This is a genomic window from Citrobacter sp. Ct235, from assembly GCF_030332305.1.
Classification (GTDB): domain Bacteria; phylum Pseudomonadota; class Gammaproteobacteria; order Enterobacterales; family Enterobacteriaceae; genus Citrobacter_A; species Citrobacter_A telavivensis.
This window is the reverse complement of sequence record NZ_JAOWIC010000043.1, coordinates 375,684-400,394: the sequence shown is the minus strand read 5'-3', so window position 1 is coordinate 400,394 and position 24,711 is coordinate 375,684. Positions and strand designations below refer to the sequence as shown.

Below are 24,711 nucleotides of genomic sequence, written 5' to 3'. Positions count from 1 at the left end.
GCTTTAATGCCTAACATTACCTGGTGCGATTTGCCTGAAGATGTCTCTTTATGGCCAGGTTTGCCCCTTTCTTTGAGTGGTGACGAGGTGATGCCACTGGATTACCACGCTGGACGTAGCGGCTGGCTGCTGTACGGACGCGGGCTGGATAAACAACGTCTGACCCAGTACCAGAGTAAACTGGGGGCGGCGATGGTGATTGTCGCGGCGTGGTGCGTCGAGGACTATCAGGTCATTCGCCTGGCCGGGTCGCTCACGCCTCGCGCCACGAAACTGGCGCATGATGCGCAACTGGACGTTGCGCCGCTGGGGAAAATCCCGCATTTGCGCACCCCTGGCCTGCTGGTGATGGACATGGATTCGACCGCGATTCAGATTGAGTGTATTGATGAGATAGCCAAACTGGCCGGTACCGGCGAAAGGGTAGCGGAAGTGACCGAACGCGCGATGCGCGGCGAACTCGACTTCACCGCCAGCCTGCGTAGCCGCGTGGCGACGCTTAAAGGCGCGGATGCCAACATTCTGCATCAGGTGCGTGAAAATCTGCCGCTGATGCCGGGGCTGACACAGCTGGTGCTGAAGCTGGAAACGCTGGGCTGGAAGGTGGCGATCGCCTCCGGCGGCTTTACCTTCTTTGCCGAGTATCTGCGTGAGAAACTGCGTCTGACGGCGGCGGTGGCGAACGAACTGGAGATCATGGACGGTAAATTCACCGGCAACGTGACTGGCGACATCGTCGATGCGCAGTATAAGGCCAAAACGCTGACCCGACTGGCGCAGGAGTATGAAATCCCGATCGCGCAGACGGTGGCGATTGGTGATGGCGCTAACGATCTGCCAATGATCAAAACGGCGGGGCTGGGGATCGCGTACCATGCCAAGCCGAAAGTGAATGAAAAGACGGAGATTACTATCCGTCACGCCGATCTGATGGGGGTGTTCTGCATTCTCTCCGGCAGCATGAACCAGAAATAACGAGGTAAAACGTGGCAAAAGCTCCAAAACGTGCCTTTGTGTGTAATGAATGCGGGGCGGATTATCCGCGCTGGCAGGGGCAATGTAGCGCTTGCCATGCCTGGAACACCATCACAGAGGTGCGCCTGGCCGCGTCGCCGACGGTGGCGCGTAATGAGCGACTCAGTGGTTATGCCGGGAACGCGGGCGTCGCAAAAGTCCAGAAGCTTTCCGACATCAGCCTGGAAGAGCTGCCGCGTTTTTCCACCGGCTTTAAAGAGTTCGACCGTGTGCTGGGCGGCGGCGTCGTCCCTGGCAGCGCAATTCTGATCGGCGGTAACCCCGGTGCGGGTAAATCCACGCTGTTATTGCAGACGCTGTGTAAGCTCGCGGAGCAGATGAAAACCCTGTACGTCACCGGGGAAGAGTCGCTACAGCAGGTGGCGATGCGTGCGCACCGTCTTGGTCTGCCGACCAGCAACCTCAACATGCTTTCGGAAACCAGCATTGAGCAGATTTGCCTGATTGCGGAAGAAGAGCAGCCAAAGCTGATGGTGATCGACTCCATTCAGGTGATGCACATGGCGGATATCCAGTCATCGCCCGGCAGCGTGGCGCAGGTGCGTGAAACGGCAGCCTACCTGACACGCTTTGCCAAAACGCGCGGCGTGGCGATTGTCATGGTCGGTCACGTTACCAAAGACGGCTCGCTGGCCGGGCCAAAAGTGCTTGAGCACTGCATCGACTGCTCGGTATTGCTGGATGGCGATGCCGACTCCCGTTTTCGCACCCTGCGCAGCCACAAAAACCGTTTTGGCGCGGTGAATGAGTTAGGCGTCTTCGCGATGACCGAGCAGGGCCTGCGCGAAGTGAGTAACCCTTCGGCGATCTTCCTGAGCCGTGGCGATGAGGTCACCTCCGGCAGTTCGGTGATGGTGGTCTGGGAAGGGACGCGGCCATTGCTGGTGGAGATTCAGGCGCTGGTCGATCATTCCATGATGGCGAACCCGCGGCGGGTAGCAGTGGGTCTGGAGCAGAACCGTCTGGCGATTCTGCTGGCGGTGCTGCACCGTCATGGCGGTCTGCAAATGGCGGATCAGGATGTGTTCGTTAACGTGGTCGGCGGCGTCAAAGTCACAGAAACCAGTGCGGATCTGGCGCTGCTGCTGGCGATGGTCTCCAGTCTGCGCGACAGACCGCTACCCCAGGATCTGGTGGTGTTTGGCGAAGTGGGGCTGGCAGGAGAGATTCGCCCGGTGCCCAGCGGTCAGGAGCGTATTTCGGAAGCGGCAAAACACGGCTTTCGTCGCGCGATTGTGCCGGCGGCCAACGTGCCGAAAAAGCCGCCAGAAGGGATGCAGGTTTTCGGCGTCAAGAAGCTGACGGATGCGTTAAACGTATTTGACGACTTATAATGAGTGAAACGGAGGTTACCCATGTCGTCATTTGAATATCTGAAAACCGCGATTAAGCAAAAGGGCTGTACCCTGCAACAAGTGGCGGATGCCAGTGGAATGACCAAGGGCTATCTCAGCCAGCTCCTCAATGCCAAGATCAAAAGTCCCAGCGCGCAAAAGCTGGAGTCGCTACATCGTTTCCTTGGGCTGGAATTTCCCCGCCAGCAGAAAAATATCGGCGTGGTGTTTGGCAAATTTTATCCGCTGCACACCGGTCATATTTATTTGATTCAGCGCGCCTGTAGCCAGGTAGACGAACTGCATATCATCATGGGCTATGACGATACCCGTGACCGCGCGCTGTTTGAAGACAGCGCCATGTCTCAACAGCCAACCGTTTCGGATCGCCTGCGCTGGTTGTTACAAACGTTCAAGTATCAGAAAAATATCCGCATTCATGCCTTCAATGAAGAGGGAATGGAGCCGTATCCGCACGGTTGGGATGTCTGGAGTAAGGGCACTAAGGCGTTCATGGCAGAGAAGGGGATTGCGCCAAACTGGATCTATACCTCAGAGGAAGCCGATGCGCCACAGTACCTGGAACATCTGGGCATCGAAACGGTACTCATCGATCCCAAACGTACCTTTATGAGCATCAGCGGCGCGCAAATCCGTGAAAATCCGTTCCGCTACTGGGAGTACATTCCTACCGAAGTGAAGCCGTTCTTCGTGCGAACCGTGGCGGTGCTGGGCGGAGAGTCGAGCGGGAAGTCGACGCTGGTCAACAAGCTCGCGAATATCTTCAATACCACCAGTGCGTGGGAATATGGCCGCGACTATGTCTTCTCGCACCTCGGTGGTGATGAGATGGCGCTGCAATATTCTGACTACGATAAAATCGCGCTGGGTCACGCACAATATATTGATTTTGCAGTGAAGTATGCCAATAAAGTGGCGTTTATCGACACCGACTTCGTGACCACGCAGGCTTTCTGCAAAAAGTACGAAGGGCGGGAGCATCCATTTGTACAGGCATTGATCGATGAATATCGCTTTGACCTGGTGATCCTGCTGGAAAATAACACGCCATGGGTGGCGGACGGTTTACGCAGCCTCGGCAGTTCCGTGGATCGTAAAGAATTTCAGACGCTGCTGGTGGAGATGTTGCGCGAAAATAATATCGACTTCGTGCATGTTGAAGAGGCGGATTACGATGGCCGTTTCCTGCGCTGCGTTGAACTGGTCAAAGAGATGATGGGCGAGCAGGGGTGACCCACGCCGCAGGGTGAACGCGATGTTTAAGCACTTGCAGGATATGGCGCTGTTTGCCCTGGTCGCCGAACACGGCAGCTTTACCGTTGCCGCGAAGAAGGCAGGGCTGCCGAAGTCGAGCGTCAGCCAGCGCATCAGTCAGCTTGAGCAGCACGTCGGCATTCGGCTGATCAACCGCACCACTCGCAAACTGAACCTGACCTACGCCGGTGAACACTATCTGGTGCACTGCCGGGAAATTCTCGCTGCCAGCGAACGCGCAGAATATGCGGTTCAGCGACTGCGCGACAACCCCAGCGGACGATTGCGCATCACCTCGCCAGCAGGCATTGGCGCGACGCTGTTAGCGCGCCTGAACACGCAGTTCCAGCAGCGCTACCCCGATGTTTATCTGGATGTCAGTATTTCCGATGCGATGCTGGATTTGGTGGACAGCGGTTTTGACGTCGCGTTGCGCACCGGTAAGCCGCAGGATTCCTCGCTGATTGGACGTATGATTGGCCATTGTCCGCGCTATCTGCTGGCCTCGCCCGATTACCTGTCACGTTTTGCGCCGCTGAGCCACCCCCGTCAACTGGTTGAACACCATTGCATTGCACACAAGGCCTGGTCTGAATGGTTATTCCATCGGGACGATGAAGATTACCAGCACCTGCCTGACCGTGTGCATCTGACGGATAATCTGGTGTATGCCCGCGAAAGCGCCATCGCAGGGGCTGGGATCACGCTGTTGCCGGCATTCATGCTGGAAGATAAAATCGAAAAGGGCGACCTGATACCGGTGTTGCCGGAATGGACGGTGGCGGGAAACGATCTGTGGCTGGTTTATCCCAGTCGTAAGCTGAACTCTCCTGCGCTCATGAGCTACATCGAATTTGCCATGCAGTTCGATGAGCTCAGACACTTCTACAGCGCAGAGTAAGAGCGGCTCAGTCCTGGCGTAGCACCTTGTGACCGTAGGCCAGTAGCGCGTCGGTGACGTTGCGCATCATACGGCTTTCTGGCGCAAACCGATGCCAGTAGAGCATCCGGCGCTGGAACAGGCCCGGCGTGAGATCGATAAGCTCACCGCTTTGCAGTTCTTTTTCAATCTGCAGGTGCGGGATCATACAGCAGGTGGTGCCCTGACGCGCCAGTTGCACAAAGGCTTCAGAAGAGTTGACGATGTGACACGGGACGCTGCCCGGCGGCAGATCGAAGTTCTGCTGCAGGAAGGCCTGGTGCATGTCGTCCAAATGGTCAAACGCCACCGCAGGCGCTTTCAGCAGCGCGGAACGGGTGACGCCGTTCGGGAAGTAGCGTTCCGCGAACGCTTTGGATCCAACAAACAGATAGTCGAGCGCGCCGAGTTTATCCACCAGACAGCTGGGCAGCGCCTGATGCTGAATACTCACCGCCCCAACCACTTCACCGCGACGCAGGCGTTCCTGGGTGCGGGTTTCATCTTCCACCTGCAAGTTGAGGCGAATAGGGGAGTCGGCCAGTACCGGCGCCAGGGCCGGCAGCAGCCAGGTTGCCAGACTGTCGGCGTTGACCGCCAGCGACAGCAGCAGCGGCGTGGAGCCGGTTTGCTCATCGCCCAGCCATTCATCTTCCAACAACTCCACCTGACGAAGCAGCGCCAGCAGCTTTTGTCCTTGCTCCGTCGGACGCGGCGGAACGGTACGGACCAGCAGCGGTTGTCCGAACATATTCTCAAGCTGCTTGATGCGTTGCGAAACGGCAGATTGGGTGATGCACAGCTTCTGCGCCGCGCGTTCAAACCCGCGTTCTCGTATGACGGCATCCAGTGCTTGTAGTGTTCTGTAGTCCGGACGTTTCATTGCTCTGACACACTCCTGAAATTTTTGTTTGTCCTGCACTATGACATAAATTTGCATTGGGTAAAGACGAAATCCGTAGCCTGGGAGCGGGTCGGGAAGATTTTTCCGCGCAATGGTCTATAATGCGCGTGAATTTTTCTCCACAAAGGCGAGACGATCATGACGCAGGATGAACTGAAAAAAGCAGTTGGATGGGCGGCACTTCAGTATGTACAGCCCGGCACCATTGTAGGGGTAGGTACCGGTTCAACAGCCGCGCACTTTATTGACGCGCTGGGCACCATGAAAGGCCAGATTGAAGGTGCCGTTTCCAGTTCGGATGCTTCAACTGAAAAACTCAAAAGCCTCGGCATTCCTGTGTTTGATCTCAACGAAGTGGACAGCCTTGGCGTCTACGTCGACGGTGCGGACGAGATTAACGGCCACATGCAGATGATTAAAGGCGGCGGCGCGGCGCTGACCCGTGAAAAGATCATTGCCTCCGTTGCGAAGAAATTTATCTGTATCGCTGATGCTTCCAAAGAAGTCGATATCCTGGGCAACTTCCCGCTGCCGGTTGAGGTGATCCCAATGGCGCGTAGCGCAGTGGCTCGCCAGTTGGTTAAGCTGGGGGGGCGTCCGGAATATCGTCAGGGCGTGGTCACTGACAACGGCAACGTGATCCTCGATGTGCACGGAATGGAGATCCTCGATCCGGTGGCGATGGAAAATGCCATTAACGCCATTCCTGGCGTGGTTACCGTCGGTCTGTTTGCCAACCGTGGCGCGGATGTGGCGTTAATCGGGACCGCTGACGGCGTCAAAACCATCGTGAAATGATCTTACCGGGGGAGCGCTTCCCCGGTTAAAATTTTTTTGTGGGGCAAATTTGGTGACATGTATCACGTTTTGAATCTTGCCCTGCTGATTTCTCCAAAGAAAAACTTATCCCCAGCATTTTCCTCTACCATTTGCCCCTGAATGAACGCTCCTCAACAGGGCGACGCAAACGTTCATATTGCCGCAATCATTATTTTTGATATGTTGAAAGGCGGATGCAAATCCACACACACAACATCAGATTGCATAAAAAGACAGGGTCGGGAAATGGCAAAGGTATCGCTGGAGAAAGACAAGATTAAGTTTCTGCTGGTTGAAGGCGTGCATCAAAAGGCGCTGGATAGCCTTCGGGCGGCAGGTTATACCAACATCGAATTTCACAAAGGGGCGCTGGATGCTGAACAGCTGAAAGAGTCCATCCGTGATGCCCACTTCATTGGCCTGCGATCCCGTACCCATCTGACAGAAGAGGTGATCAGCGCGGCGGAAAAACTGGTCGCCGTCGGCTGTTTCTGCATCGGCACCAACCAGGTTGATCTGGCGGCGGCGGCAAAACGCGGTATTCCGGTGTTTAACGCGCCGTTTTCCAACACCCGTTCCGTGGCGGAACTGGTGATTGGCGAACTGCTGCTGCTGCTGCGCGGCGTACCGGAAGCAAACGCCAAAGCACACCGTGGCGTGTGGAATAAACTGGCCGCCGGTTCGTTTGAAGCGCGTGGTAAAAGACTGGGCATTATTGGCTACGGCCACATCGGGACTCAGTTAGGTATTCTGGCGGAATCGCTGGGGATGCACGTTTACTTCTACGATATTGAGAACAAACTGCCGCTGGGTAATGCTACCCAGGTTCAGCATCTTTCCGAACTGCTTAACATGAGCGACGTGGTCAGTCTGCACGTGCCGGAAAATGCCTCAACGAAGAACATGATGGGCGCGAAAGAGATTGCCCTGATGAAGCCAGGCTCGCTGTTGATCAACGCCGCACGTGGCACGGTGGTGGATATTCCCGCACTGTGTGATGCTCTGGCAACCAAACATCTGGCTGGGGCAGCAATCGACGTATTCCCGACTGAACCAGCGACGAACAGCGATCCGTTTACCTCACCGCTGTGCGACTTTGATAACGTGATTCTGACGCCGCATATTGGGGGATCCACCCAGGAAGCACAGGAGAACATCGGTCTGGAAGTCGCGGGTAAGCTGGCGAAGTATTCCGATAACGGCTCTACGCTTTCTGCGGTTAACTTCCCGGAAGTGTCGCTGCCGCTGCACGGTGGGCGTCGTCTGATGCACATCCACGAAAACCGTCCCGGCGTGCTGACGTCTCTGAACCAGATTTTTGCTGAGCAGGGCGTCAATATCGCCGCGCAGTATCTGCAAACGTCGGCACAAATGGGCTATGTCGTTATTGATATTGAAGCGGATGAAGATGTCGCCGAGAAAGCGCTGTTGGCGATGAAGGCTATTCCGGGCACCATTCGCGCGCGTCTGTTGTACTAATTCTCACCTGTGCGGGCAGGCGTGGAGTCTGCCCGTCATTTCTTCTTTTCTTCCTTCGTTTTCCCGTCATCCCTTTCTGTAACGCATACATTCTGTTTTCGAGCCTTGCCGCAATTGATGATTAAAGGCTTCACTGCGCGTTGTACATCAACAAAAGGAAATTACGATAGAGGCGCAGCACAACGCTGAAACGGGAAAGCCCCTGGGGAAGCAGGGGCTCTTAGAAGGAAAGGGACGATGATGAGTCATGTCATCATGCTGCTTATCCTGTTAATCATCGCCTGGCCAGCATATTAACAGCGAAAACGCAGGAGGGAGGTTCGCCTCCCTCACCCTTACCGAGGAATCTAGGTCAAAAAAACGGCGGTGTCAATCAACAAAGAAGCGCCTGGCACTCCCATACTTTTGATGGTGTCACAACGGCCGGTAAGGGAACATCCCACTCTTCTACCGGCAGTTTCTCCACGCGTTGACAGTCGTGGGCGTACCCTACTGGTATCAGTCCATGCTGTTGCCAGTTTTGTAAGGTGCGATCGTAGAATCCGCCGCCCATCCCCAAACGCTGGCCCTGTTCATCAAACGCGACTAAAGGCGTGACCAGCACGTCCAGTTGCGAAAGCGGCAGGACATCACGAACGTCCAGTTTAGGCTCCTGAATCTTCAGCCGATTGGTAACCAGCTCACTGTGTGGGTGATAGTGCAGAAATAGCAAATTACCGGGGCTGAACGGGTGTAGAACCGGGAGATAGACACGCTTTCCCGCCCGCCAGAGTTGTTCAATCAGCGGCTGGGTATCAAGTTCGCCATCAAATGACAAAAACACAGCGACCGTCTGTGCCATCAAGACGGGCGGATACGCAAGCATGCGTGTCGCGGCCTGTTGACCGAAGGCGATTTGTTGCGAAAGCGTGAGTGCACGACGACGTTGCCTGATCATCTGGCGAAGGGCTTGTCGTGATAAAGGGAGTTCAGAAAGTAATGTCATGGCTGTCGCCAGGTAGAAGGAGAATCTCCGAGATGCCGCCGCAGGCTGTAACCCTTGAACCCTTGGTTCAAGGTGAATGCGTCGTCACAGTCTTAAGGCTTCTCGGGCGGACCGAGCATGCTCACCAACCATGGATCGCCACATTCTTGTGGTATGAAATATCGGCTCAGGGGACTGGCCCGCTTGCAAACATCTCAGAGAAATTTTGTCTTCACGGTCACTCTACCATAGTAAACCGAAAAGTGTTATTCAAAGTTTTGGCTCGTTTTTTCGGTTATGCGACCCTGATCAAGCAGTGCCTCTTCAATGGTCTGTTGTAGCATCCGAATACGTTGTTCCATGCTCGCCGCGTAGTCGCGGGTCTTCGCTTTTTCCTGAGTCAGTTCGTAGCTAATATTCAGTGCAGCAATGAATACCAGTTGCTCAGTATTTGTGACTCTAGTGCGAACTTTCAGATCTTGCAACCGCTGATTCAGATCGTCCGCTGCCTGATTCAACGCATCCCTTTGTTCAGGCGGGCAATTCACTCGCAGTGAACGGCCAAAAATTTGGATATCGACGGGTTGTGCAGACATGCCACCTTCCTGCTGATTGACTGCGCTGCCTTCGTCTCCAGACCCTGGGTCCGCGAAGGGGCGACACTATAGCTACCCTGATGTGAAGATACAAGCCCTATTCTGGTTCACCAGGGTCCAAAGTGGTAGCATACCATGAATATCCTCCCTTTGATGACGAATGCTTATGTCTATACAGAACGAAATGCCTGGTTACAGTGAAATGAACCAGTATTTGAACCAACAAGGGGCCGGACTGACCCCGGCGGAAATGCACGGTTTGATCAGTGGGATGATTTGCGGTGGCAATAACGATAGCTCCTGGCAGCCGCTGCTTCACGACCTGACGAATGAAGGGCTGGCCTTCGGTCATGAACTGGCTCAGGCGCTGCGTAAAATGCACTCTGCGACCAGCGACGCGCTGGAAGATGACGGTTTCCTTTTTCAGCTTTATCTGCCTGAAGGCGATGACGTGAGCGTCTTTGATCGCGCCGATGCACTGGCGGGATGGGTCAATCACTTCCTGCTTGGTCTTGGCGTCACGCAGCCTAAGCTCGATAAAGTGACCGGCGAGACGGGTGAAGCCATCGACGATTTGCGCAACATCGCGCAGCTCGGCTATGACGAAGATGAAGATCAGGAAGAGCTGGAGATGTCGCTCGAAGAGATCATCGAGTATGTGCGTGTCGCTGCGCTGCTGTGCCACGACACCTTTACCCGCCAATCGCCGACCGCACCGGAAGTGCGTAAACCGACCCTACACTAAAAAGTAAAACGATAATGGAGGCCACGTCATGACACCGCAGGAATACCAACGTCGTCGCCAGGCACTGCTTGCGCAAATGCAGCCAGGCAGCGCCGCGCTGATTTTTGCCGCGCCGGAAGTTACGCGCAGCGCGGACAGTGAATACCCGTATCGCCAGAGCAGCGATTTCTGGTATTTCACCGGTTTTAACGAGCCGGAAGCCGTTCTGGTACTGATTAAAAGCGACGATACCCATAACCACAGCGTGTTGTTCAATCGCGTTCGCGATCTGACTGCGGAAATCTGGTTTGGTCGTCGTCTGGGACAAGATGCCGCGCCGGAAAAACTGGCGGTGGATCGTGCGCTGGCCTTTAGCGAAATCAATCAACAGCTTTTTCAGTTGCTTAACGGTCTGGACGTGGTCTACCACGCGCAGGGCGAATATGCGTATGCGGATGAGGTCGTCTTCACCGCGCTGGAAAAACTGCGCAAAGGTTCGCGCCAGAACCTGAAATCGCCGTCAACCCTGATCGACTGGCGGCCGATAGTGCATGAAATGCGCCTGTTTAAGTCGCCAGAAGAGATTGCGGTGATGCGTCGCGCCGGAGAAATTACGGCACTGGCGCATACCCGGGCGATGGAAAAATGCCGTCCGGGGATGTTTGAGTATCAACTGGAAGGCGAAATTCATCACGAGTTTACTCGCCACGGCGCGCGCTATCCGTCCTACAACACCATTGTGGGCAGCGGTGAAAACGGCTGCATTCTGCATTACACCGAAAACGAAAGTGAACTGCGCGACGGCGCCCTGGTGCTGATTGATGCTGGCTGTGAATACAAAGGGTATGCGGGCGATATCACGCGAACCTTCCCGGTGAATGGCAAATTTACCCCGGCGCAGCGTGAGATCTACGACATCGTGCTGGAATCGCTGGAGACCAGCCTGCGTCTGTACCGTCCTGGTACTTCGATTCAGGAGGTCACCGGTGAAGTCGTGCGCATTATGATTACCGGGCTGGTGAAGCTGGGTATTTTGAAAGGCGAAGTGGATCAACTGATCGCCGATAACGCGCATCGACCGTTTTTCATGCACGGTCTGAGCCATTGGCTCGGGCTGGATGTTCACGATGTCGGTGAATATGAGCAGGATCGTTCCCGTATTCTGAAACCGGGAATGGTGATCACCGTTGAGCCGGGACTGTACATCGCCCCCGATGCTGATGTACCAGAAGCTTATCGTGGGATCGGGATCCGCATTGAGGATGACATCCTGATTACGGAAAACGGTAACGAAAATCTGACCGCCGGCGTCGTCAAAAAGGCGGATGAGATTGAAGCGTTAATGGCGGCGGCGAGAGCGTAATGAGCGTGATCATTGTTGGCGGTGGCATGGTGGGCGCGACGCTGGCGCTGGCCATTTCCCGGTTAAGTCAGGGAACACTGCCGGTTCATCTGATTGAAGCGACCGCCCCTGAAGCAGACAGTCATCCTGGGTTTGATGCCCGGGCGATTGCGCTTGCGGCGGGAACCTGCCAACAACTGGCGCGAATCGGTGTCTGGCAGGCGATTGCCGATTGTGCCACCGCGATCCATACGGTTCACGTCAGCGATCGAGGCCATGCCGGGTTTGTGACGCTCAACGCTGATGATTATCGCATTCCGGCGCTGGGGCAGGTGGTTGAACTGCACGACGTGGGGCTGCGCTTGTTTTCCCTGCTGCGAAAAGCGCCAGGCGTCACGTTGCACTGCCCGGACCGGGTTGCCAGCGTGTCGCGCACCCAGGAACAGGTGAATGTCACGCTGGAAACGGGCGAAACGATCGCCGGACGCGTTCTGGTGGCGGCAGATGGGACGCGTTCTGCGTTGGCAACCACCTGCGGCGTTGACTGGCAGCAGGAATCTTATGAGCAGCTGGCGGTGATCGCTAACGTCTCAACTGCGGTTGCCCATAACGGCCGCGCGTTTGAACGGTTTACGGCGCATGGCCCCCTGGCGATGCTGCCGATGTCTGAAGGGCGCTGTTCGCTGGTGTGGTGCCATCCGCTGGAACAACGAGAGGAAATTCTGAGCTGGTCAGATGAACGTTTCTGCCGTGAACTTCAGACAGCTTTCGGCTGGCGGTTGGGGAAAATCACCCACGCGGGCAAACGCAGCGCGTATCCGCTTTCTCTCACTACGGCGGCGAAGGCGTTTACGCACCGCACCGTGCTGGTGGGCAACGCCGCGCAGACGCTGCATCCGATTGCGGGGCAGGGGTTTAACCTTGGACTGCGTGATGTTATGAGCCTCGCCGAAACGCTCACAACAGCTCAGGCGATAGGCAGGGACGTCGGCGACTACGCCGTGCTCGCGCACTATCAACATCGTCGTCAGGGGGATCGCCAGGCCACGGTCGGCGTGACGGACAGTCTGGTTCATCTGTTTGCCAATCGCTGGGCGCCGCTGGTTGTCGGGCGCAACGTGGGTCTGATGACCATGGAATTATGCCCTCCCGCCCGCGATGCGTTTGCACAGCGGGCGTTAGGTTGGGTGGCGCGGTAAACATCACCTCCAGACCGGACAGGCGAAGCGCGATCCGGCATTTTTACGAATATGACGCCCGATGGCGGTTTCCGATTTTCAGGAGTAAACAGTGCAAAGTGTTGATGTAGCAATCGTGGGCGGAGGCATGGTTGGCCTGGCTGTCGCGTGTGGACTGCAGGGCAGCGGTTTACGTGTCGCTGTGCTTGAACAGCGCGAACCGCAACCGCTGGCGGCAGATGCCGATCCCGCGCTTCGCGTGTCGGCGATCAATGCCGCCAGTGAAAAACTGCTTACCCGACTGGGCGTCTGGTCAGACATTGTGGCTCGTCGCGCCAGTTGCTATCACGGGATGGAAGTGTGGGATAAAGACAGCTTTGGTCGTATCGAATTTGATGACCAAAGCATGGGCTACAGCCATCTGGGCCATATCGTGGAAAACGCGGTTATCCATTACGCGCTGTGGCAAAAAGCGCAGCAATCCTCCGATATTACGCTGGTGGCGCCTGCTGAATTACAGCAGGTGGCGTGGGGCGAAAACGACGCCTTCCTGACGCTGAAAGATGGCGCCATGCTCACGGCGCGTCTGGTGATTGGCGCCGATGGGGCAAACTCGTGGCTACGCAATAAAGCGGACATTCCATTGACCTTCTGGGATTATCGCCATCATGCGCTGGTCGCGACCATTCGTACCGAAGAAGCCCACGGTGCCGTTGCCCGTCAGGCGTTTCATGGCGAAGGCATTCTGGCGTTCCTGCCGCTTCGCGATCCGCATTTGTGCTCCATCGTCTGGTCGCTTGCGCCGCAAGAGGCTGAACGGATGCAGCAGGCAAGCGATGAGCAGTTTAATCAGGCGCTGAATATCGCGTTTGATAATCGTCTGGGGCTGTGCAGCGTGGAGAGCGAACGCCAGGTGTTTCCGCTGACGGGACGCTATGCGCGTCAGTTCGCCGCGCATCGTCTGGCGCTGGTCGGCGACGCCGCGCATACCATCCATCCACTGGCCGGGCAGGGCGTGAACCTCGGGTTTATGGATGCAGCAGAACTGGTGGATGAACTCAAACGTCTGCATCGTCAGGGTAAAGACATTGGACAGTACCTCTATTTGCGTCGTTATGAGCGCAGCCGTAAGCACAGCGCGGCGATGATGCTGGCGGGCATGCAGGGGTTCCGCGAGCTGTTTGCGGGGACGCATCCGGCAAAAAAACTGCTGCGTGATATGGGGCTGAAACTGGCTGATACCCTTCCGGGTGTTAAACCGCAACTTCTCCGTCAGGCAATGGGACTCAACGATCTGCCTGAGTGGCTTCGCTAAGTATTCACCTCTTTTAAAGAATTTGAAACCCGTCACATTTCCTCCTCCCGGCGACTTCGCCGGGGGCATCTCTCATTTGAAATAAACTAATTTCACTGTTCTTTTCGCATTATATTTTCTAATGTCGCGATTTTTTCATAACGCCAGTTTTGACATTTTTTTAGCGTTTAATGTGGTTATGTTCGCCTGTTAAGCGCGAATTGTAGTTATTTATCTGCGTAGTTTGCTTTTGTTGTGGTTTTTTATACTGACGGCGTTTCGGTGAGTTTTGGCCATAAGCTAATGTGATGGTTAATTTTGTTTTATGGTTTAGCGTGGGTTTCGGTGGTAAGTTCAGGGGCAAAGAGAACGTTTGCGTCGGGGCCCTGCAGTGGCGTCGATGCCGGGTTTCGTGGCGATAATTTCGCCGCGAAAGGGTGGTCAGCCCCGCTTATTCAATGAGGACAAGATGGCTCAACAGACTCCTTTGTACGAACAACACACGCTATGCGGTGCTCGCATGGTCGATTTTCACGGCTGGATGATGCCACTGCATTATGGTTCTCAGCTTGATGAGCACCATGCGGTCCGCACTAATGCCGGGATGTTTGATGTGTCGCACATGACCATCGTCGATCTGCGCGGCAGTCGCACCCGGGAGTTTTTGCGTTATCTGCTGGCGAACGACGTGGCAAAGCTAACGAAAACCGGCAAAGCCCTTTATTCCGGTATGCTCAACGCCTCGGGCGGCGTAATAGATGACCTGATTGTCTATTACTTTACCGAAGACTTCTTCCGCCTCGTTGTAAACTCCGCCACCCGCGAAAAAGACCTTTCCTGGATTACCCAACACGCTGAACCTTATGCCATCGACATTACCGTGCGTGATGACCTGTCGCTGATTGCCGTGCAGGGACCAAACGCGCAGGCGAAGGCGGCATCCCTGTTTACTGACGAGCAGCGCAAAGCCGTCGAAGGCATGAAGCCGTTCTTCGGCGTGCAAACGGGTGACCTGTTTATCGCCACGACCGGTTACACCGGTGAGGCGGGCTATGAAATTGCAATGCCGAATGAAAAGGCAGCGGATTTCTGGCGTGCGCTGGTGGAAGCGGGCGTGAAGCCATGTGGCCTGGGCGCGCGCGATACGCTGCGTCTGGAAGCGGGTATGAACCTGTATGGTCAGGAGATGGACGAGGGGATCACGCCGCTGGCGGCCAATATGGGCTGGACCATTGCCTGGGAACCGACTGACCGCGACTTTATCGGTCGTGAAGCGCTGGAAGTTCAGCGTGAAAAAGGCCACGAACAACTGGTTGGTCTGGTGATGACCGAGAAAGGCGTTCTGCGTAACGAACTGCCGGTACGCTTCACTGATGCCCAGGGCAATCAACTGGAAGGCGTTATCACCAGCGGTACCTTCTCACCGACGCTGGGCTACAGTATTGCGCTGGCGCGGGTGCCGGCGGGCATTGGCGAAACGGCAATTGTGCAGATTCGCAACCGCGAAATGCCGGTAAAAGTGACTAAACCTGTTTTTGTGCGTAACGGCAAAGCCGTCGCGTGATTCATCCTTTTCTGGAGATTGATTGATGAGCAACGTACCAGCAGAACTGAAATACAGCAAAGAACACGAATGGCTGCGCAAAGAAGCTGACGGCTCTTACACCGTTGGTATCACCGAACACGCTCAGGAGCTGTTGGGCGACATGGTTTTTGTTGACCTGCCGGACGTTGGCGCGACCGTTAGCGCGGGCGACGACTGCGCGGTGGCTGAGTCGGTCAAAGCCGCTTCTGACATCTATGCGCCGATCAGCGGTGAGATCGTGGCCGTCAACGACGCGCTGAGCGACTCCCCGGAACTGGTGAACAGCGAGCCGTATGCCGGTGGCTGGATCTTCAAAATCAAAGCCAGCGATGAGAGCGAACTGGACTCGCTGCTGGATGCGACAGCGTACGAAGCTCTGCTCGAAGACGAATAAATACGCTTAGGCCGGATGGCGCTTACGCTTATCCGGCCAACCGATCGCGCGTAGGCCCGGTAAGCGTGAGCGCCACCGGGCAAACCAGTCAGACAATCACGATTCACTGCACGTTTCAGGAACCATCGCCCATGACACAGACGTTAAGCCAGCTTGAAAACAGCGGCGCTTTCATTGAACGCCACATCGGACCGGACGCCGCGCAGCAGCAAGAGATGCTGAATGCGGTTGGCGCCGAGTCGTTAAATGCGTTGATCGGCCAGATTGTGCCGAAAGACATTCAGCTCGCGACCCCGCCGCAGGTCGGCGAGGCGGTGACCGAATACGCTGCGCTGGCAGAATTAAAGGCCATCGCCGGGCGTAACAAGCGCTTCACGTCGTACATTGGCATGGGTTACACCGCCGTGCAGCTGCCACCGGTTATCCTGCGCAACATGCTGGAAAACCCAGGCTGGTACACCGCCTATACGCCTTATCAGCCGGAAGTGTCTCAGGGGCGCCTGGAAGCGCTGTTGAACTTCCAGCAGGTGACGCTGGATCTGACCGGTCTGGATATGGCTTCCGCTTCGCTGCTCGATGAAGCCACTGCGGCTGCAGAAGCGATGGCGATGGCGAAGCGCATCAGCAAACTGAAAAACGCGAACCGTTTCTTCGTTGCCGCGGATGTGCATCCGCAAACGCTGGATGTTGTGCGTACGCGTGCAGAAACCTTTGGTTTTGAAGTGATTGTGGATGATGCGGCGAAAGTGCTGGATCACCAGGATGTGTTCGGCGTGCTGTTACAGCAGGTGGGAACTACCGGTGAAGTCCACGACTACCGCGCGCTGATTAGTGAACTGAAGTCGCGCAAAGCGATCGTCAGCGTTGCTGCCGACTTTATGGCTCTGGTTCTGCTGACCGCGCCGGGCAAACAGGGCGCGGACATTGTTTTCGGCTCTGCGCAACGCTTTGGCGTACCGATGGGCTACGGCGGTCCACACGCGGCATTCTTCGCTGCGAAAGATGAATTCAAACGCTCCATGCCGGGCCGTATTATCGGTGTATCGAAAGATGCGGCGGGCAATACCGCACTGCGCATGGCGATGCAGACTCGTGAGCAGCATATTCGCCGCGAGAAAGCGAACTCCAACATTTGTACCTCTCAGGTGCTGCTGGCAAATATTGCCAGCCTGTATGCCGTTTATCATGGCCCGGTTGGCCTGAAACGCATTGCGAATCGAATTCACCGTCTGACCGACATTCTGGCGGCAGGCCTGCAACAGAAAGGGCTGAAACTGCGTCACGCCCACTATTTCGACACGTTGTGCGTGGAAGTGGCGGACAAAGCGGCGGTGCTGGCGCGTGCGCAAGCGGCAGAAATCAACCTGCGCAGTGATATCCATAACGCCGTAGGTATAACGCTCGACGAAACCACCACCCGTGAAAATATCGTGCAGTTGTTCAGCGTTCTGCTGGGCGACAGCCACGGTCTGAATATCGACTCGCTGGATAAAGAGGTGGCGCACGACAGTCGTTCCATTCAGGAAAGTATGCTGCGTGATGACGCTATCCTGAGTCACCCGGTATTTAATCGCTATCACAGCGAAACCGAAATGATGCGCTACATGCACGGGCTTGAGCGTAAAGATCTGGCGCTGAATCAGGCGATGATCCCGCTGGGCTCCTGCACTATGAAGCTGAACGCGGCAGCGGAGATGATCCCGATTACCTGGCCAGAATTTGCTGAACTGCATCCGTTCTGCCCGCCAGAACAGGCGGAAGGCTACCATCAGATGATCGGTCAGCTTTCTGACTGGCTGGTTAAACTGACCGGTTACGACGCGGTTTGCATGCAGCCGAACTCCGGCGCGCAGGGTGAATACGCCGGGCTGCTGGCCATTCGTCATTACCACGAAAGCCGTAATGAAGGGCATCGTGATATCTGTCTGATCCCGGCCTCTGCACACGGGACTAACCCGGCTTCAGCACAGATGGCGGGTATGCAGGTGGTGGTCGTGGCCTGTGATAAGAACGGTAACATCGATCTTGGCGATCTGCGTGACAAGGCGGGTCTGGCGGGCGAGAACCTTTCCTGCATCATGGTGACCTATCCGTCCACCCACGGTGTTTACGAAGAGACGATCCGCGAAGTGTGCGAGATAGTGCATCAGTTCGGTGGTCAGGTTTATCTCGACGGCGCAAATATGAACGCTCAGGTGGGCATCACTTCTCCGGGCTTTATCGGCGCTGACGTTTCACATCTTAACCTGCATAAAACCTTCTGCATTCCGCACGGCGGCGGCGGTCCGGGTATGGGACCCATTGGTGTGAAATCGCACCTGGCACCGTTTGTGCCGGGACACAGCGTGGTGCAGATTGAAGGGATGCTGACCCGTCAGGGCGCGGTCTCTGCCGCACCGTTCGGTAGCGCATCAATTCTGCCGATCAGTTGGATGTACATCCGCATGATGGGCGCAGAAGGGCTGAAGCAGGCAAGCCAGGTAGCGATTCTGAATGCCAACTACATCGCCAGCCGACTGAAAGACGCGTTCCCGGTTCTGTATACCGGTCGCGATGGTCGCGTGGCGCACGAGTGTATTCTCGATATTCGTCCACTGAAAGAAGAGACTGGCATCAGTGAACTGGATATTGCCAAGCGCTTGATCGACTACGGTTTCCACGCGCCAACCATGTCGTTCCCGGTTGCGGGTACGCTGATGGTTGAACCAACGGAATCTGAAAGCAAAGTGGAACTGGATCGCTTTATCAACGCCATGCTGGCGATTCGCGCAGAAATTGACAGCGTGAAAGCGGGTGTCTGGTCGCTGGAAGATAACCCACTGGTTAACGCGCCGCACACCCAGAATGAACTGGTGGCGGAGTGGAATCACGGTTACAGCCGTGAAATCGCCGTCTTCCCGGCGGGCGTGGCGAACAAATACTGGCCAACCGTGAAGCGTCTTGATGACGTTTACGGTGACCGTAATCTGTTCTGCTCCTGCGTGCCGATGAGCGAATACCAGTAATCTGCTGATTCGACTATCTTTTAAAGGCGCTTCGGCGCCTTTATTCTTTTTGGGGGAAAATGGCATGGCAATAGCATTAGTTACCGGCGGTAGTCGCGGTATCGGGCGCGCGACGGCCTTGCTGCTGGCACAGGAAGGTTACACGGTTGCCGTCAACTTTCATCACAATATCCGGGCCGCCACCGAGGTGGTGAACAACATTGTCGCCGCCGGGGGAAACGCGTTTACCCTGCGTGCAGATATCAGTGACGAAGCGCAGGTCGTGGCGATGTTTGAATCAATCGATCGTGAAAATGAGCCCCTTGCGGCGCTGGTCAATAATGCCGGAATTTTATTTGAACAAAGTACCATCGAAAATCTTTCTGCCGAGCGGATTAACCGCGTGCTGGCGACCAACGTGACGGGGTACTTCCTCTGCTGTCGCGAAGCGGTAAAGCGCATGTCGCACAAACACGGCGGTCACGGCGGGGCGATTGTGAACGTGTCATCAGCGGCGTCGCGTCTGGGAGCGCCGGGAGAGTATGTTGACTACGCGGCGTCGAAAGGGGCCGTAGATTCACTGACCACCGGCTTAGCACTGGAAGTCGCGGCGCAGGGGATCCGGGTTAACGGCGTGCGTCCGGGGCTTATCTACACCGAAATCCACGCCTCCGGCGGCGAGCCTGGTCGGGTGGATCGCGTGAAGTCAATGTTGCCTATGCAGCGCGGTGGTCAACCGGAAGAGGTGGCGCAAGCCATTGCCTGGCTGCTGAGTGAGAAAGCGTCGTATGTCACGGGCAGTTTTCTGGAACTGGCGGGCGGGAAGTAGGATAAGGAATGCCGGATGGCGGCGTAAACGCTTTATCCGGCCTGTGGCAACAGAACCTGTCGGCCGGATAAGCGCAGCGCCATCCGGCAACCCCTTAGAGATCCTCGCCGTTGCTGGCGATCACCGCTTTGTACCAGTCGAAGCTCTTCTTGCGGGAACGCGACATGTCACCCGTGCCATCATCGTGCTTGTTCACATAGATAAAGCCGTAGCGTTTGCTGTACTGGCCGGTGGTGAAAGAGACACAGTCGATGCAGCCCCACGGCGTGTAGCCCATCAGATCCACGCCGTCATACGTCACCGCCTTCATCATCTCTTCGATGTGGGCGCGCAGATAGTCAATGCGGTAGTCGTCGTTAATGCTGCCGTCTTCTTCCACTTTATCTAAGGCACCAAAGCCGTTTTCAACGATGAACAACGGTTTCTGGTAGCGCTCATACAGTTCGCACAGTGAATAGCGCAGGCCCACCGGGTCAATCTGCCAGCCCCAGTCGGAGGCCTTGACGTGCGGGTTCGGTACGCTGCCTTCGAAACCCGAAATAGCATCACCGCTGCCGCCTTCGGCCTTCACCGCGTTGGTCATGTAGTAGCTGAAACCAAGGTAATCGCAGGTGCCTTCACGCAGAATCGCGGTATCGCCATCTTCCATTTTGATGTTAAAGCCGCGACGCTCCCACTCGTTGAGGACATAGGAAGGGTAGTAACCGCGCAGTTGAACGTCGGTGAATACATAGCGCTCGCGCATGGATTCCTGGGCGAACATGACGTCCTCTGGCTTACAGGAGAACGGATACAGCGCGACCATCGCCAGCATGCAGCCCACTTTCATCTCCGGGTTGATGCGACGTGCCGCCTTCACCGCTAACGCGCTGGCGACAAACTGATGGTGCAGCACCTGATACATGGTCTCTTCCGGGTTTTCGTGCTCGGTATAGACCACGCCGGAACAGCAATAGCCAAACAGCGGCGCGCGCCAGTTGCGCTGGTTGTTGATTTCGTTGAAGGTCATCCAGTATTTGACCTTATGCTTGTAGCGTTCAAACACCACTTCGGCAAAACGAACAAAGAAATCAACGACCTTGCGGTTAGTCCAGCCGCCATACTGCTGCACCAGATGCAGCGGCATTTCAAAGTGAGAAAGGGTAATAACCGGCTCGATGTTGTACTTGAGCAACTCGTCAAACATGTCGTCGTAGAATTTCAGCCCTTCTTCATTTGGCTGCGTTTCGTCACCTTGCGGGAAGATGCGGGTCCAGGCGATGGATGTGCGGAAGCATTTAAAGCCCATTTCGGCAAACAGTTGGATGTCTTCTTTGTAGTGACCATAAAAATCGACCGCGTCGTGGTTCGGGTAGTATTTACCAGGCTCCACTTCCTGGGTGATTTCACGGGGTACGCCATGCGCGCCGCCGGTCAGAACATCACAAATGCTGGGACCTTTGCCGCCTTTGTTCCAGCCGCCTTCAACCTGATGTGCAGCAACCGCGCCGCCCCAGAGAAAATCTTTCGGTAAGGTGAGTTTTTTCATCGTTGCGTCATCTCAAATTAATACAAACTGATTTGAGTCTAACAAAGGGAAGATAAATGTCACGATATAACAAAATAGCGAAACGGTAATTTGTTACCGCCAAAAAACAGTCTGTTTTTTTACGCTAATTTTTTCGCCAGCTTTCGCCCGAGGGATTCGAGAATATAAATAACGGGAATTTGCGTGGTGATATCGTACACACCGGCAATACGGGTTTGCGGCACATGCCAGGAAAGATTAAAGTCCGCCAGTTTAGCGAGACGCGAGTGTTCATGGCTGGTAATCGAGAGCACTTTGCAGTTATGCAGGCTGAACTGGCTGGCAAAGCGCAGGATCTCTTCGGTTTCACCAGAGACAGATAACACAATCGCCAGCGCATTACGTGCCATGTCGTTAGTGACCGGGAAATAAGGATCGTCAATATGGTTACTGAATTTTCCGACGTTTGAGAAAAAACGCGCGCCATATTTCGCTAAGGCTCCTGAGGTACCGGCACCGACAAATATAATACGCTCGGACGATAAAATAATGTCTACCGCCTTTTCGAGTAATTGATCAAATTCATCGTTATTGACCCCTTTAAAGAAACTGATAATCTCGCTGGCACCAAAATTAGCCTGTTGCGGTTCATTCTGCTCTAAATATAATTTAAAGCGTACGCGAAATTCGGAGTAGCCTTCACAGTTAAGCTTGCGACAGAAACGCAGCACGGTGGTCGTCGATACGCCCGCCGCTTCAGCCAGTTCCCGAATGGTCATATACATGACTTTGTCACGGTTTCTGATGACATAGTTGTAGACCAACATCTCAATGTTGTTGAGACTGGCGATGGCAGCGTGGGAGAACATACTCACAATGGCAATACTCACTCATCAGATATATCTACAGGGAATAATAACATGCAGCCAAATGACATCACTTTTTTTCAGCGTTTCCAGGACGACATTCTGGCAGGGCGTAAAACGATCACCATTCGCGATGAGTCTGAATCTCACTTCAAGGCCGGTGACATTCTGCGGGTAGGGCGTTTCGAGGACGATGGCTATTTTTGCACGATCGAGGTGCAGGGTACGTCAACCGTCACCCTCGACACACTGACGGAAAAACATGCCCAGCAGGAAAACATGACGCTGGAGGAACTCAGGCAGGTGATTGGCGAGATTTACCCGAATCAGTCACAGTTTTATGTGATTGATTTTAAATGCCTTTGAATTTAATGAACAACTGTTAGTTGAAAAATACATTTCAATATTATGATTTATAACGATTATTTTAAATTCGATATTTATTTTAGCTAACAGGTGTTCACTGGAACCATTCTCAGTTACGCTAGAGGCGCAATCACGAACGTGTTCGTTTCACCGGAGTAAGTTATGGTCCAGAAGCCATTAATCGCGCAGGGATATTCACTGGCAGAAGAAATCGCCAACAGCATCAGCCACGGCATTGGGCTGGTGTTTGGTATCGTCGGTCTGGTGCTGTTGCTGGTGCAGGCGGTGGATATGAACGCCAGCGCGACGGCGATTACCAGCTACAGCCTGTACGGCGGCAGTATGATTCTGTTGTTTCTGGCGTCGACCTTGTATCACGCTATCCCACATCAGCGGGCGAAGATCTGGCTGAAAAAATTCGACCACTGTGCTATCTACCTGCTCATTGCCGGGACCTATACGCCGTTTCTGCTGGTGGGGCTGGATTCAACACTGGCACGTGGGCTGATGATTGTTATCTGGAGCCTGGCGCTGCTCGGTATTTTATTCAAACTGACGATAGCCCACCGGTTTAAGGTGCTGTCGCTGGTGACCTATCTGACGATGGGCTGGCTGTCGCTGATTGTGGTGTATCAACTGGCAATCAAACTGGCGGCGGGAGGCGTAACGCTACTGGCCGTCGGCGGCGTGGTCTATTCACTGGGAGTGATTTTCTACGTCAGTAAACGCATTCCCTACAACCATGCCATCTGGCACGGGTTTGTGCTGGGCGGCAGCGTGTGCCACTTTCTGGCGATCTACTTGTACGTAGGACAGGCGTGATGTGATGGTTTGACGTTTTATCAGGCCTACAGGTACATCTATGCAGCCCTGATAAGCGACGCGCCATCAGGCGAGAGATGCCGGATGGCGACGTAAACGTCTTATCCGGCCTACAGGGCGAGAGGTATATCTTCGTAGGCCGGATAAGCGACGCGCCATCAGGTGAGAGATGCCGGATGGCGACGTAAACGTCTTATCCGGCCTACAGGGCGAGAGGTATATCTTCGTAGGCCTGATAAGCGAAGCGCCATCAGGCGAGAGATACCGGATGGCGACGTAAACGTCTTATCCGGCCTACAGGGCGAGAGGTATATCTTCGTAGGCCTGATAAGCGACGCGCCATCAGGCGTTATTTTGTTACTCTTCCAGCGAATAGGGCAGCGGTTTGATGTGCAACGTGTTGGCATCGTCGCGTACACGAAATACGCTGTCGGCTTCCATATCGTTGTTCATCACCACCTGTACCAGTAGCTGACCGTCATCCAACTGCACTGCCGCGAGGACGGTGCCAGTACGACGCCAGTTCTCACCCATTTGCATCTCAAGATCGTCACCCGCTTCTGGTACCCGGCTGGCCTTACCCGCCAGAGACCACAATGCACGTTTGTTCGCCCCGCGGAATTTCGCTCGCGCCACCATCTCTTGCCCGGTATAGCAGCCTTTCTTAAAGCTGATCCCCCCCAGCGCCTGAAGATTGGTCGCCTGCGGAATGAACTGCGCACTGTTGGCAGAATCGATCACCGGAAGTCCAGCCTCAATATCCAGTGCCAGCCACTGCTGGCTGTTATTCAGTTCGGCTTCGCCACGCAGCTTTTCCGTCACGGCTTCCGCTGTTGTCACATCAGTAACCAACAGGAAGCGTTCCACCGGATGTTCAAACCACAGCAGGGTGGTTGCTTCTTCACGCGTGACGGGCTTTTCGCTGTCAGGCAGTTCGCTAAACAGATTTGCCAGTGCGGCACGCGCCTGGAAACCCGCTACGCCCAGCAGCACGCGCTCATCGTTCGGGGCAATCGCCACTTTCGAAAACACGGCGTATTTTTTCAGTTCGGTCACCTGCGCGTCACGCAGGCTACGACGCTCAATCCAGGCAAAGCCATCGCCGTCGCGGAACAGTCGCACGTTGCTCCACATTTTTCCTTTAGCGTCGCAATGGGCGGCCAGTACGTGTTGGTGCTCAGTCAGTAGACTCACGTCAGCAGTCACCTGACCCTGGATATACTTCTCGCTGTCAGCCCCGGTAATCGTGGCCAGCGCCCAGTCATCTAACGTCATTAACGTCACGGGCAAACGTGCTGAAGCTGACGGCTGACGAGGTGGAAATGGAGTAAATGCCATAAAAATGTCCTGATTTGCTTAACGCAGTGATAATGACTAATGGTAAAAGAGCTATTGCCCAATGCAAGCGCTTTGATAGTCCCATTTGTGCCTTATCGTATAGATTGCGAGGCGGCATCCAGAAAACATGAACCCATTGAGTTATTGGGGATTTAAT

At 55.1% G+C, this 24,711-nt stretch carries 22 protein-coding genes, 1 other RNA gene and 1 pseudogene; 16 read left to right on the top strand and 8 right to left on the bottom strand.

Features of this window, described 5'->3' with window-relative positions; genetic code table 11:
- Positions 1-6: 6 nt before the first annotated feature.
- Genes serB through OGY35_RS10990 form a run of 4 tightly spaced genes read left to right on the top strand, consistent with a single transcriptional unit; the run spans position 7 to position 4,545 of the window.
- A complete protein-coding gene (gene serB / locus OGY35_RS11005; RefSeq protein ID WP_152402102.1) occupies positions 7-975 on the top strand; it encodes a phosphoserine phosphatase in 969 nt (322 codons plus the stop codon).
- Positions 976-986: 11 nt separating this feature from the next.
- A complete protein-coding gene (gene radA / locus OGY35_RS11000; protein ID WP_286632286.1) occupies positions 987-2,369 on the top strand; it encodes a DNA repair protein RadA in 1,383 nt (460 codons plus the stop codon).
- Between the two features lie 21 nt (positions 2,370-2,390).
- Positions 2,391-3,623 carry a multifunctional transcriptional regulator/nicotinamide-nucleotide adenylyltransferase/ribosylnicotinamide kinase NadR gene (gene nadR / locus OGY35_RS10995; RefSeq protein WP_286632285.1) on the top strand — a complete coding sequence of 411 codons (1,233 nt, stop codon included), beginning with the start codon at positions 2,391-2,393 and terminating at the stop codon, positions 3,621-3,623.
- A 22-nt stretch (positions 3,624-3,645) separates the two neighbouring features.
- A complete protein-coding gene (locus tag OGY35_RS10990; protein WP_152402109.1) occupies positions 3,646-4,545 on the top strand; it encodes a LysR family transcriptional regulator in 900 nt (299 codons plus the stop codon).
- Positions 4,546-4,552: 7 nt separating this feature from the next.
- On the opposite strand, the gene argP is transcribed toward OGY35_RS10990, so the two are convergent.
- Complete coding sequence (gene argP, locus OGY35_RS10985; protein WP_061075288.1) at positions 4,553-5,446, bottom strand: DNA-binding transcriptional regulator ArgP; 894 nt, start codon at positions 5,444-5,446, stop codon at positions 4,553-4,555.
- 159 nt (positions 5,447-5,605) lie between these two features.
- On the opposite strand from argP, the gene rpiA reads away from it, so the two are divergent.
- Together rpiA and serA are read left to right on the top strand one after the other, a co-directional pair.
- The gene (gene rpiA / locus OGY35_RS10980; protein WP_042322083.1) at positions 5,606-6,265 is read left to right on the top strand and encodes a ribose-5-phosphate isomerase RpiA; all 660 of its coding nucleotides are present in this window, start codon (positions 5,606-5,608) and stop codon (positions 6,263-6,265) included.
- Between the two features lie 267 nt (positions 6,266-6,532).
- Positions 6,533-7,765 (top strand): phosphoglycerate dehydrogenase, encoded by a 1,233-nt coding sequence (gene serA / locus OGY35_RS10975; RefSeq protein ID WP_152402111.1) that lies wholly within the window; start codon positions 6,533-6,535, stop codon positions 7,763-7,765.
- A gap of 373 nt (positions 7,766-8,138) precedes the next feature.
- Here the strand turns inward: serA and OGY35_RS10970 are convergent, their stop codons facing one another.
- From OGY35_RS10970 to zapA, 3 genes are all read right to left on the bottom strand, one after another.
- Positions 8,139-8,750, bottom strand: a complete 612-nt coding sequence (locus tag OGY35_RS10970) for a 5-formyltetrahydrofolate cyclo-ligase (RefSeq protein WP_286632284.1) — start codon at positions 8,748-8,750, stop codon at positions 8,139-8,141.
- Positions 8,751-8,770: 20 nt separating this feature from the next.
- Positions 8,771-8,954: non-coding RNA, 6S RNA (gene ssrS, locus OGY35_RS10965), on the bottom strand.
- A gap of 41 nt (positions 8,955-8,995) precedes the next feature.
- The gene (zapA, locus tag OGY35_RS10960; RefSeq protein ID WP_286632283.1) at positions 8,996-9,325 is read right to left on the bottom strand and encodes a cell division protein ZapA; all 330 of its coding nucleotides are present in this window, start codon (positions 9,323-9,325) and stop codon (positions 8,996-8,998) included.
- Positions 9,326-9,491: 166 nt separating this feature from the next.
- On the opposite strand from zapA, the gene ygfB reads away from it, so the two are divergent.
- The 4 genes from ygfB to ubiI all read left to right on the top strand — a co-directional run bounded on the left by ygfB (position 9,492) and on the right by ubiI (position 13,884).
- The gene (ygfB, locus tag OGY35_RS10955) at positions 9,492-10,070 is read left to right on the top strand and encodes a UPF0149 family protein YgfB (RefSeq protein WP_152402116.1); all 579 of its coding nucleotides are present in this window, start codon (positions 9,492-9,494) and stop codon (positions 10,068-10,070) included.
- A gap of 28 nt (positions 10,071-10,098) precedes the next feature.
- Positions 10,099-11,412, top strand: coding sequence for a Xaa-Pro aminopeptidase (gene pepP, locus OGY35_RS10950; RefSeq protein ID WP_152402118.1), 1,314 nt, complete (start codon positions 10,099-10,101; stop codon positions 11,410-11,412).
- Positions 11,412-12,590 (top strand): 2-octaprenyl-6-methoxyphenyl hydroxylase, encoded by a 1,179-nt coding sequence (gene ubiH, locus OGY35_RS10945; RefSeq protein WP_286632282.1) that lies wholly within the window; start codon positions 11,412-11,414, stop codon positions 12,588-12,590. Before pepP ends, ubiH begins: the two co-directional genes overlap by 1 nt.
- A 91-nt stretch (positions 12,591-12,681) precedes the next feature.
- Entirely contained in the window at positions 12,682-13,884 is a 1,203-nt protein-coding gene (gene ubiI / locus OGY35_RS10940; protein ID WP_286632281.1) for an FAD-dependent 2-octaprenylphenol hydroxylase, read from the top strand.
- A gap of 72 nt (positions 13,885-13,956) precedes the next feature.
- Here the strand turns inward: ubiI and OGY35_RS24565 are convergent.
- Positions 13,957-14,016: pseudogene (locus tag OGY35_RS24565) on the bottom strand (hypothetical protein); the annotation flags it as partial.
- 316 nt (positions 14,017-14,332) lie between these two features.
- Here OGY35_RS24565 and gcvT point away from each other — a divergent pair.
- The 4 genes from gcvT (at position 14,333) to OGY35_RS10920 (ending at position 19,655) form a co-directional block, all read left to right on the top strand.
- Positions 14,333-15,427 (top strand): glycine cleavage system aminomethyltransferase GcvT, encoded by a 1,095-nt coding sequence (gene gcvT / locus OGY35_RS10935; RefSeq protein ID WP_178824757.1) that lies wholly within the window; start codon positions 14,333-14,335, stop codon positions 15,425-15,427.
- Positions 15,428-15,452: 25 nt separating this feature from the next.
- Positions 15,453-15,842: a glycine cleavage system protein GcvH gene (gene gcvH, locus OGY35_RS10930; RefSeq protein WP_152402127.1), complete on the top strand. Its 390-nt coding sequence runs from the start codon at positions 15,453-15,455 to the stop codon at positions 15,840-15,842.
- Between the two features lie 131 nt (positions 15,843-15,973).
- Complete coding sequence (gene gcvP, locus OGY35_RS10925; protein WP_286632280.1) at positions 15,974-18,847, top strand: aminomethyl-transferring glycine dehydrogenase; 2,874 nt, start codon at positions 15,974-15,976, stop codon at positions 18,845-18,847.
- 64 nt (positions 18,848-18,911) lie between these two features.
- Positions 18,912-19,655 (top strand): SDR family oxidoreductase, encoded by a 744-nt coding sequence (locus OGY35_RS10920; RefSeq protein ID WP_152402130.1) that lies wholly within the window; start codon positions 18,912-18,914, stop codon positions 19,653-19,655.
- 94 nt (positions 19,656-19,749) lie between these two features.
- Here OGY35_RS10920 and bglA read toward each other — a convergent pair whose 3' ends face one another.
- Both bglA and OGY35_RS10910 read right to left on the bottom strand, forming a co-directional pair.
- A complete protein-coding gene (bglA, locus tag OGY35_RS10915) occupies positions 19,750-21,183 on the bottom strand; it encodes a 6-phospho-beta-glucosidase BglA (protein ID WP_152402132.1) in 1,434 nt (477 codons plus the stop codon).
- A 119-nt stretch (positions 21,184-21,302) separates the two neighbouring features.
- Complete coding sequence (locus OGY35_RS10910; protein WP_152406257.1) at positions 21,303-22,031, bottom strand: MurR/RpiR family transcriptional regulator; 729 nt, start codon at positions 22,029-22,031, stop codon at positions 21,303-21,305.
- A 51-nt stretch (positions 22,032-22,082) separates the two neighbouring features.
- Between OGY35_RS10910 and yqfB the strand changes: the two genes are divergently transcribed.
- Both yqfB and trhA read left to right on the top strand, forming a co-directional pair.
- Entirely contained in the window at positions 22,083-22,394 is a 312-nt protein-coding gene (gene yqfB / locus OGY35_RS10905) for a N(4)-acetylcytidine aminohydrolase (RefSeq protein WP_152402134.1), read from the top strand.
- A 162-nt stretch (positions 22,395-22,556) separates the two neighbouring features.
- Positions 22,557-23,216, top strand: coding sequence for a PAQR family membrane homeostasis protein TrhA (gene trhA, locus OGY35_RS10900; RefSeq protein ID WP_046486956.1), 660 nt, complete (start codon positions 22,557-22,559; stop codon positions 23,214-23,216).
- A gap of 357 nt (positions 23,217-23,573) precedes the next feature.
- On the opposite strand, the gene ygfZ is transcribed toward trhA, so the two are convergent.
- Positions 23,574-24,554, bottom strand: coding sequence for a tRNA-modifying protein YgfZ (ygfZ, locus tag OGY35_RS10895; protein WP_286632279.1), 981 nt, complete (start codon positions 24,552-24,554; stop codon positions 23,574-23,576).
- Positions 24,555-24,711 lie beyond the last annotated feature (157 nt).

Bases quoted from the DNA above. Each gene is read 5' to 3' on its own strand.
- gcvH (WP_152402127.1), top strand. From the start codon at position 15,453: ATGAGCAACGTACCAGCAGAACTGAAATACAGCAAAGAACACGAATGG.
- argP (WP_061075288.1), bottom strand. From the start codon at position 5,446: ATGAAACGTCCGGACTACAGAACACTACAAGCACTGGATGCCGTCATA.
- OGY35_RS10970 (WP_286632284.1), bottom strand. From the start codon at position 8,750: ATGACATTACTTTCTGAACTCCCTTTATCACGACAAGCCCTTCGCCAG.
- pepP (WP_152402118.1), top strand. From the start codon at position 10,099: ATGACACCGCAGGAATACCAACGTCGTCGCCAGGCACTGCTTGCGCAA.
- ygfZ (WP_286632279.1), bottom strand. From the start codon at position 24,554: ATGGCATTTACTCCATTTCCACCTCGTCAGCCGTCAGCTTCAGCACGT.
- nadR (WP_286632285.1), top strand. From the start codon at position 2,391: ATGTCGTCATTTGAATATCTGAAAACCGCGATTAAGCAAAAGGGCTGT.
- rpiA (WP_042322083.1), top strand. From the start codon at position 5,606: ATGACGCAGGATGAACTGAAAAAAGCAGTTGGATGGGCGGCACTTCAG.
- gcvT (WP_178824757.1), top strand. From the start codon at position 14,333: ATGGCTCAACAGACTCCTTTGTACGAACAACACACGCTATGCGGTGCT.
- serB (WP_152402102.1), top strand. From the start codon at position 7: ATGCCTAACATTACCTGGTGCGATTTGCCTGAAGATGTCTCTTTATGG.
- OGY35_RS10920 (WP_152402130.1), top strand. From the start codon at position 18,912: ATGGCAATAGCATTAGTTACCGGCGGTAGTCGCGGTATCGGGCGCGCG.
- OGY35_RS10910 (WP_152406257.1), bottom strand. From the start codon at position 22,031: ATGTTCTCCCACGCTGCCATCGCCAGTCTCAACAACATTGAGATGTTG.
- trhA (WP_046486956.1), top strand. From the start codon at position 22,557: ATGGTCCAGAAGCCATTAATCGCGCAGGGATATTCACTGGCAGAAGAA.
- zapA (WP_286632283.1), bottom strand. From the start codon at position 9,325: ATGTCTGCACAACCCGTCGATATCCAAATTTTTGGCCGTTCACTGCGA.
- yqfB (WP_152402134.1), top strand. From the start codon at position 22,083: ATGCAGCCAAATGACATCACTTTTTTTCAGCGTTTCCAGGACGACATT.
- bglA (WP_152402132.1), bottom strand. From the start codon at position 21,183: ATGAAAAAACTCACCTTACCGAAAGATTTTCTCTGGGGCGGCGCGGTT.
- ubiH (WP_286632282.1), top strand. From the start codon at position 11,412: ATGAGCGTGATCATTGTTGGCGGTGGCATGGTGGGCGCGACGCTGGCG.
- serA (WP_152402111.1), top strand. From the start codon at position 6,533: ATGGCAAAGGTATCGCTGGAGAAAGACAAGATTAAGTTTCTGCTGGTT.
- gcvP (WP_286632280.1), top strand. From the start codon at position 15,974: ATGACACAGACGTTAAGCCAGCTTGAAAACAGCGGCGCTTTCATTGAA.
- ygfB (WP_152402116.1), top strand. From the start codon at position 9,492: ATGTCTATACAGAACGAAATGCCTGGTTACAGTGAAATGAACCAGTAT.
- OGY35_RS10990 (WP_152402109.1), top strand. From the start codon at position 3,646: ATGTTTAAGCACTTGCAGGATATGGCGCTGTTTGCCCTGGTCGCCGAA.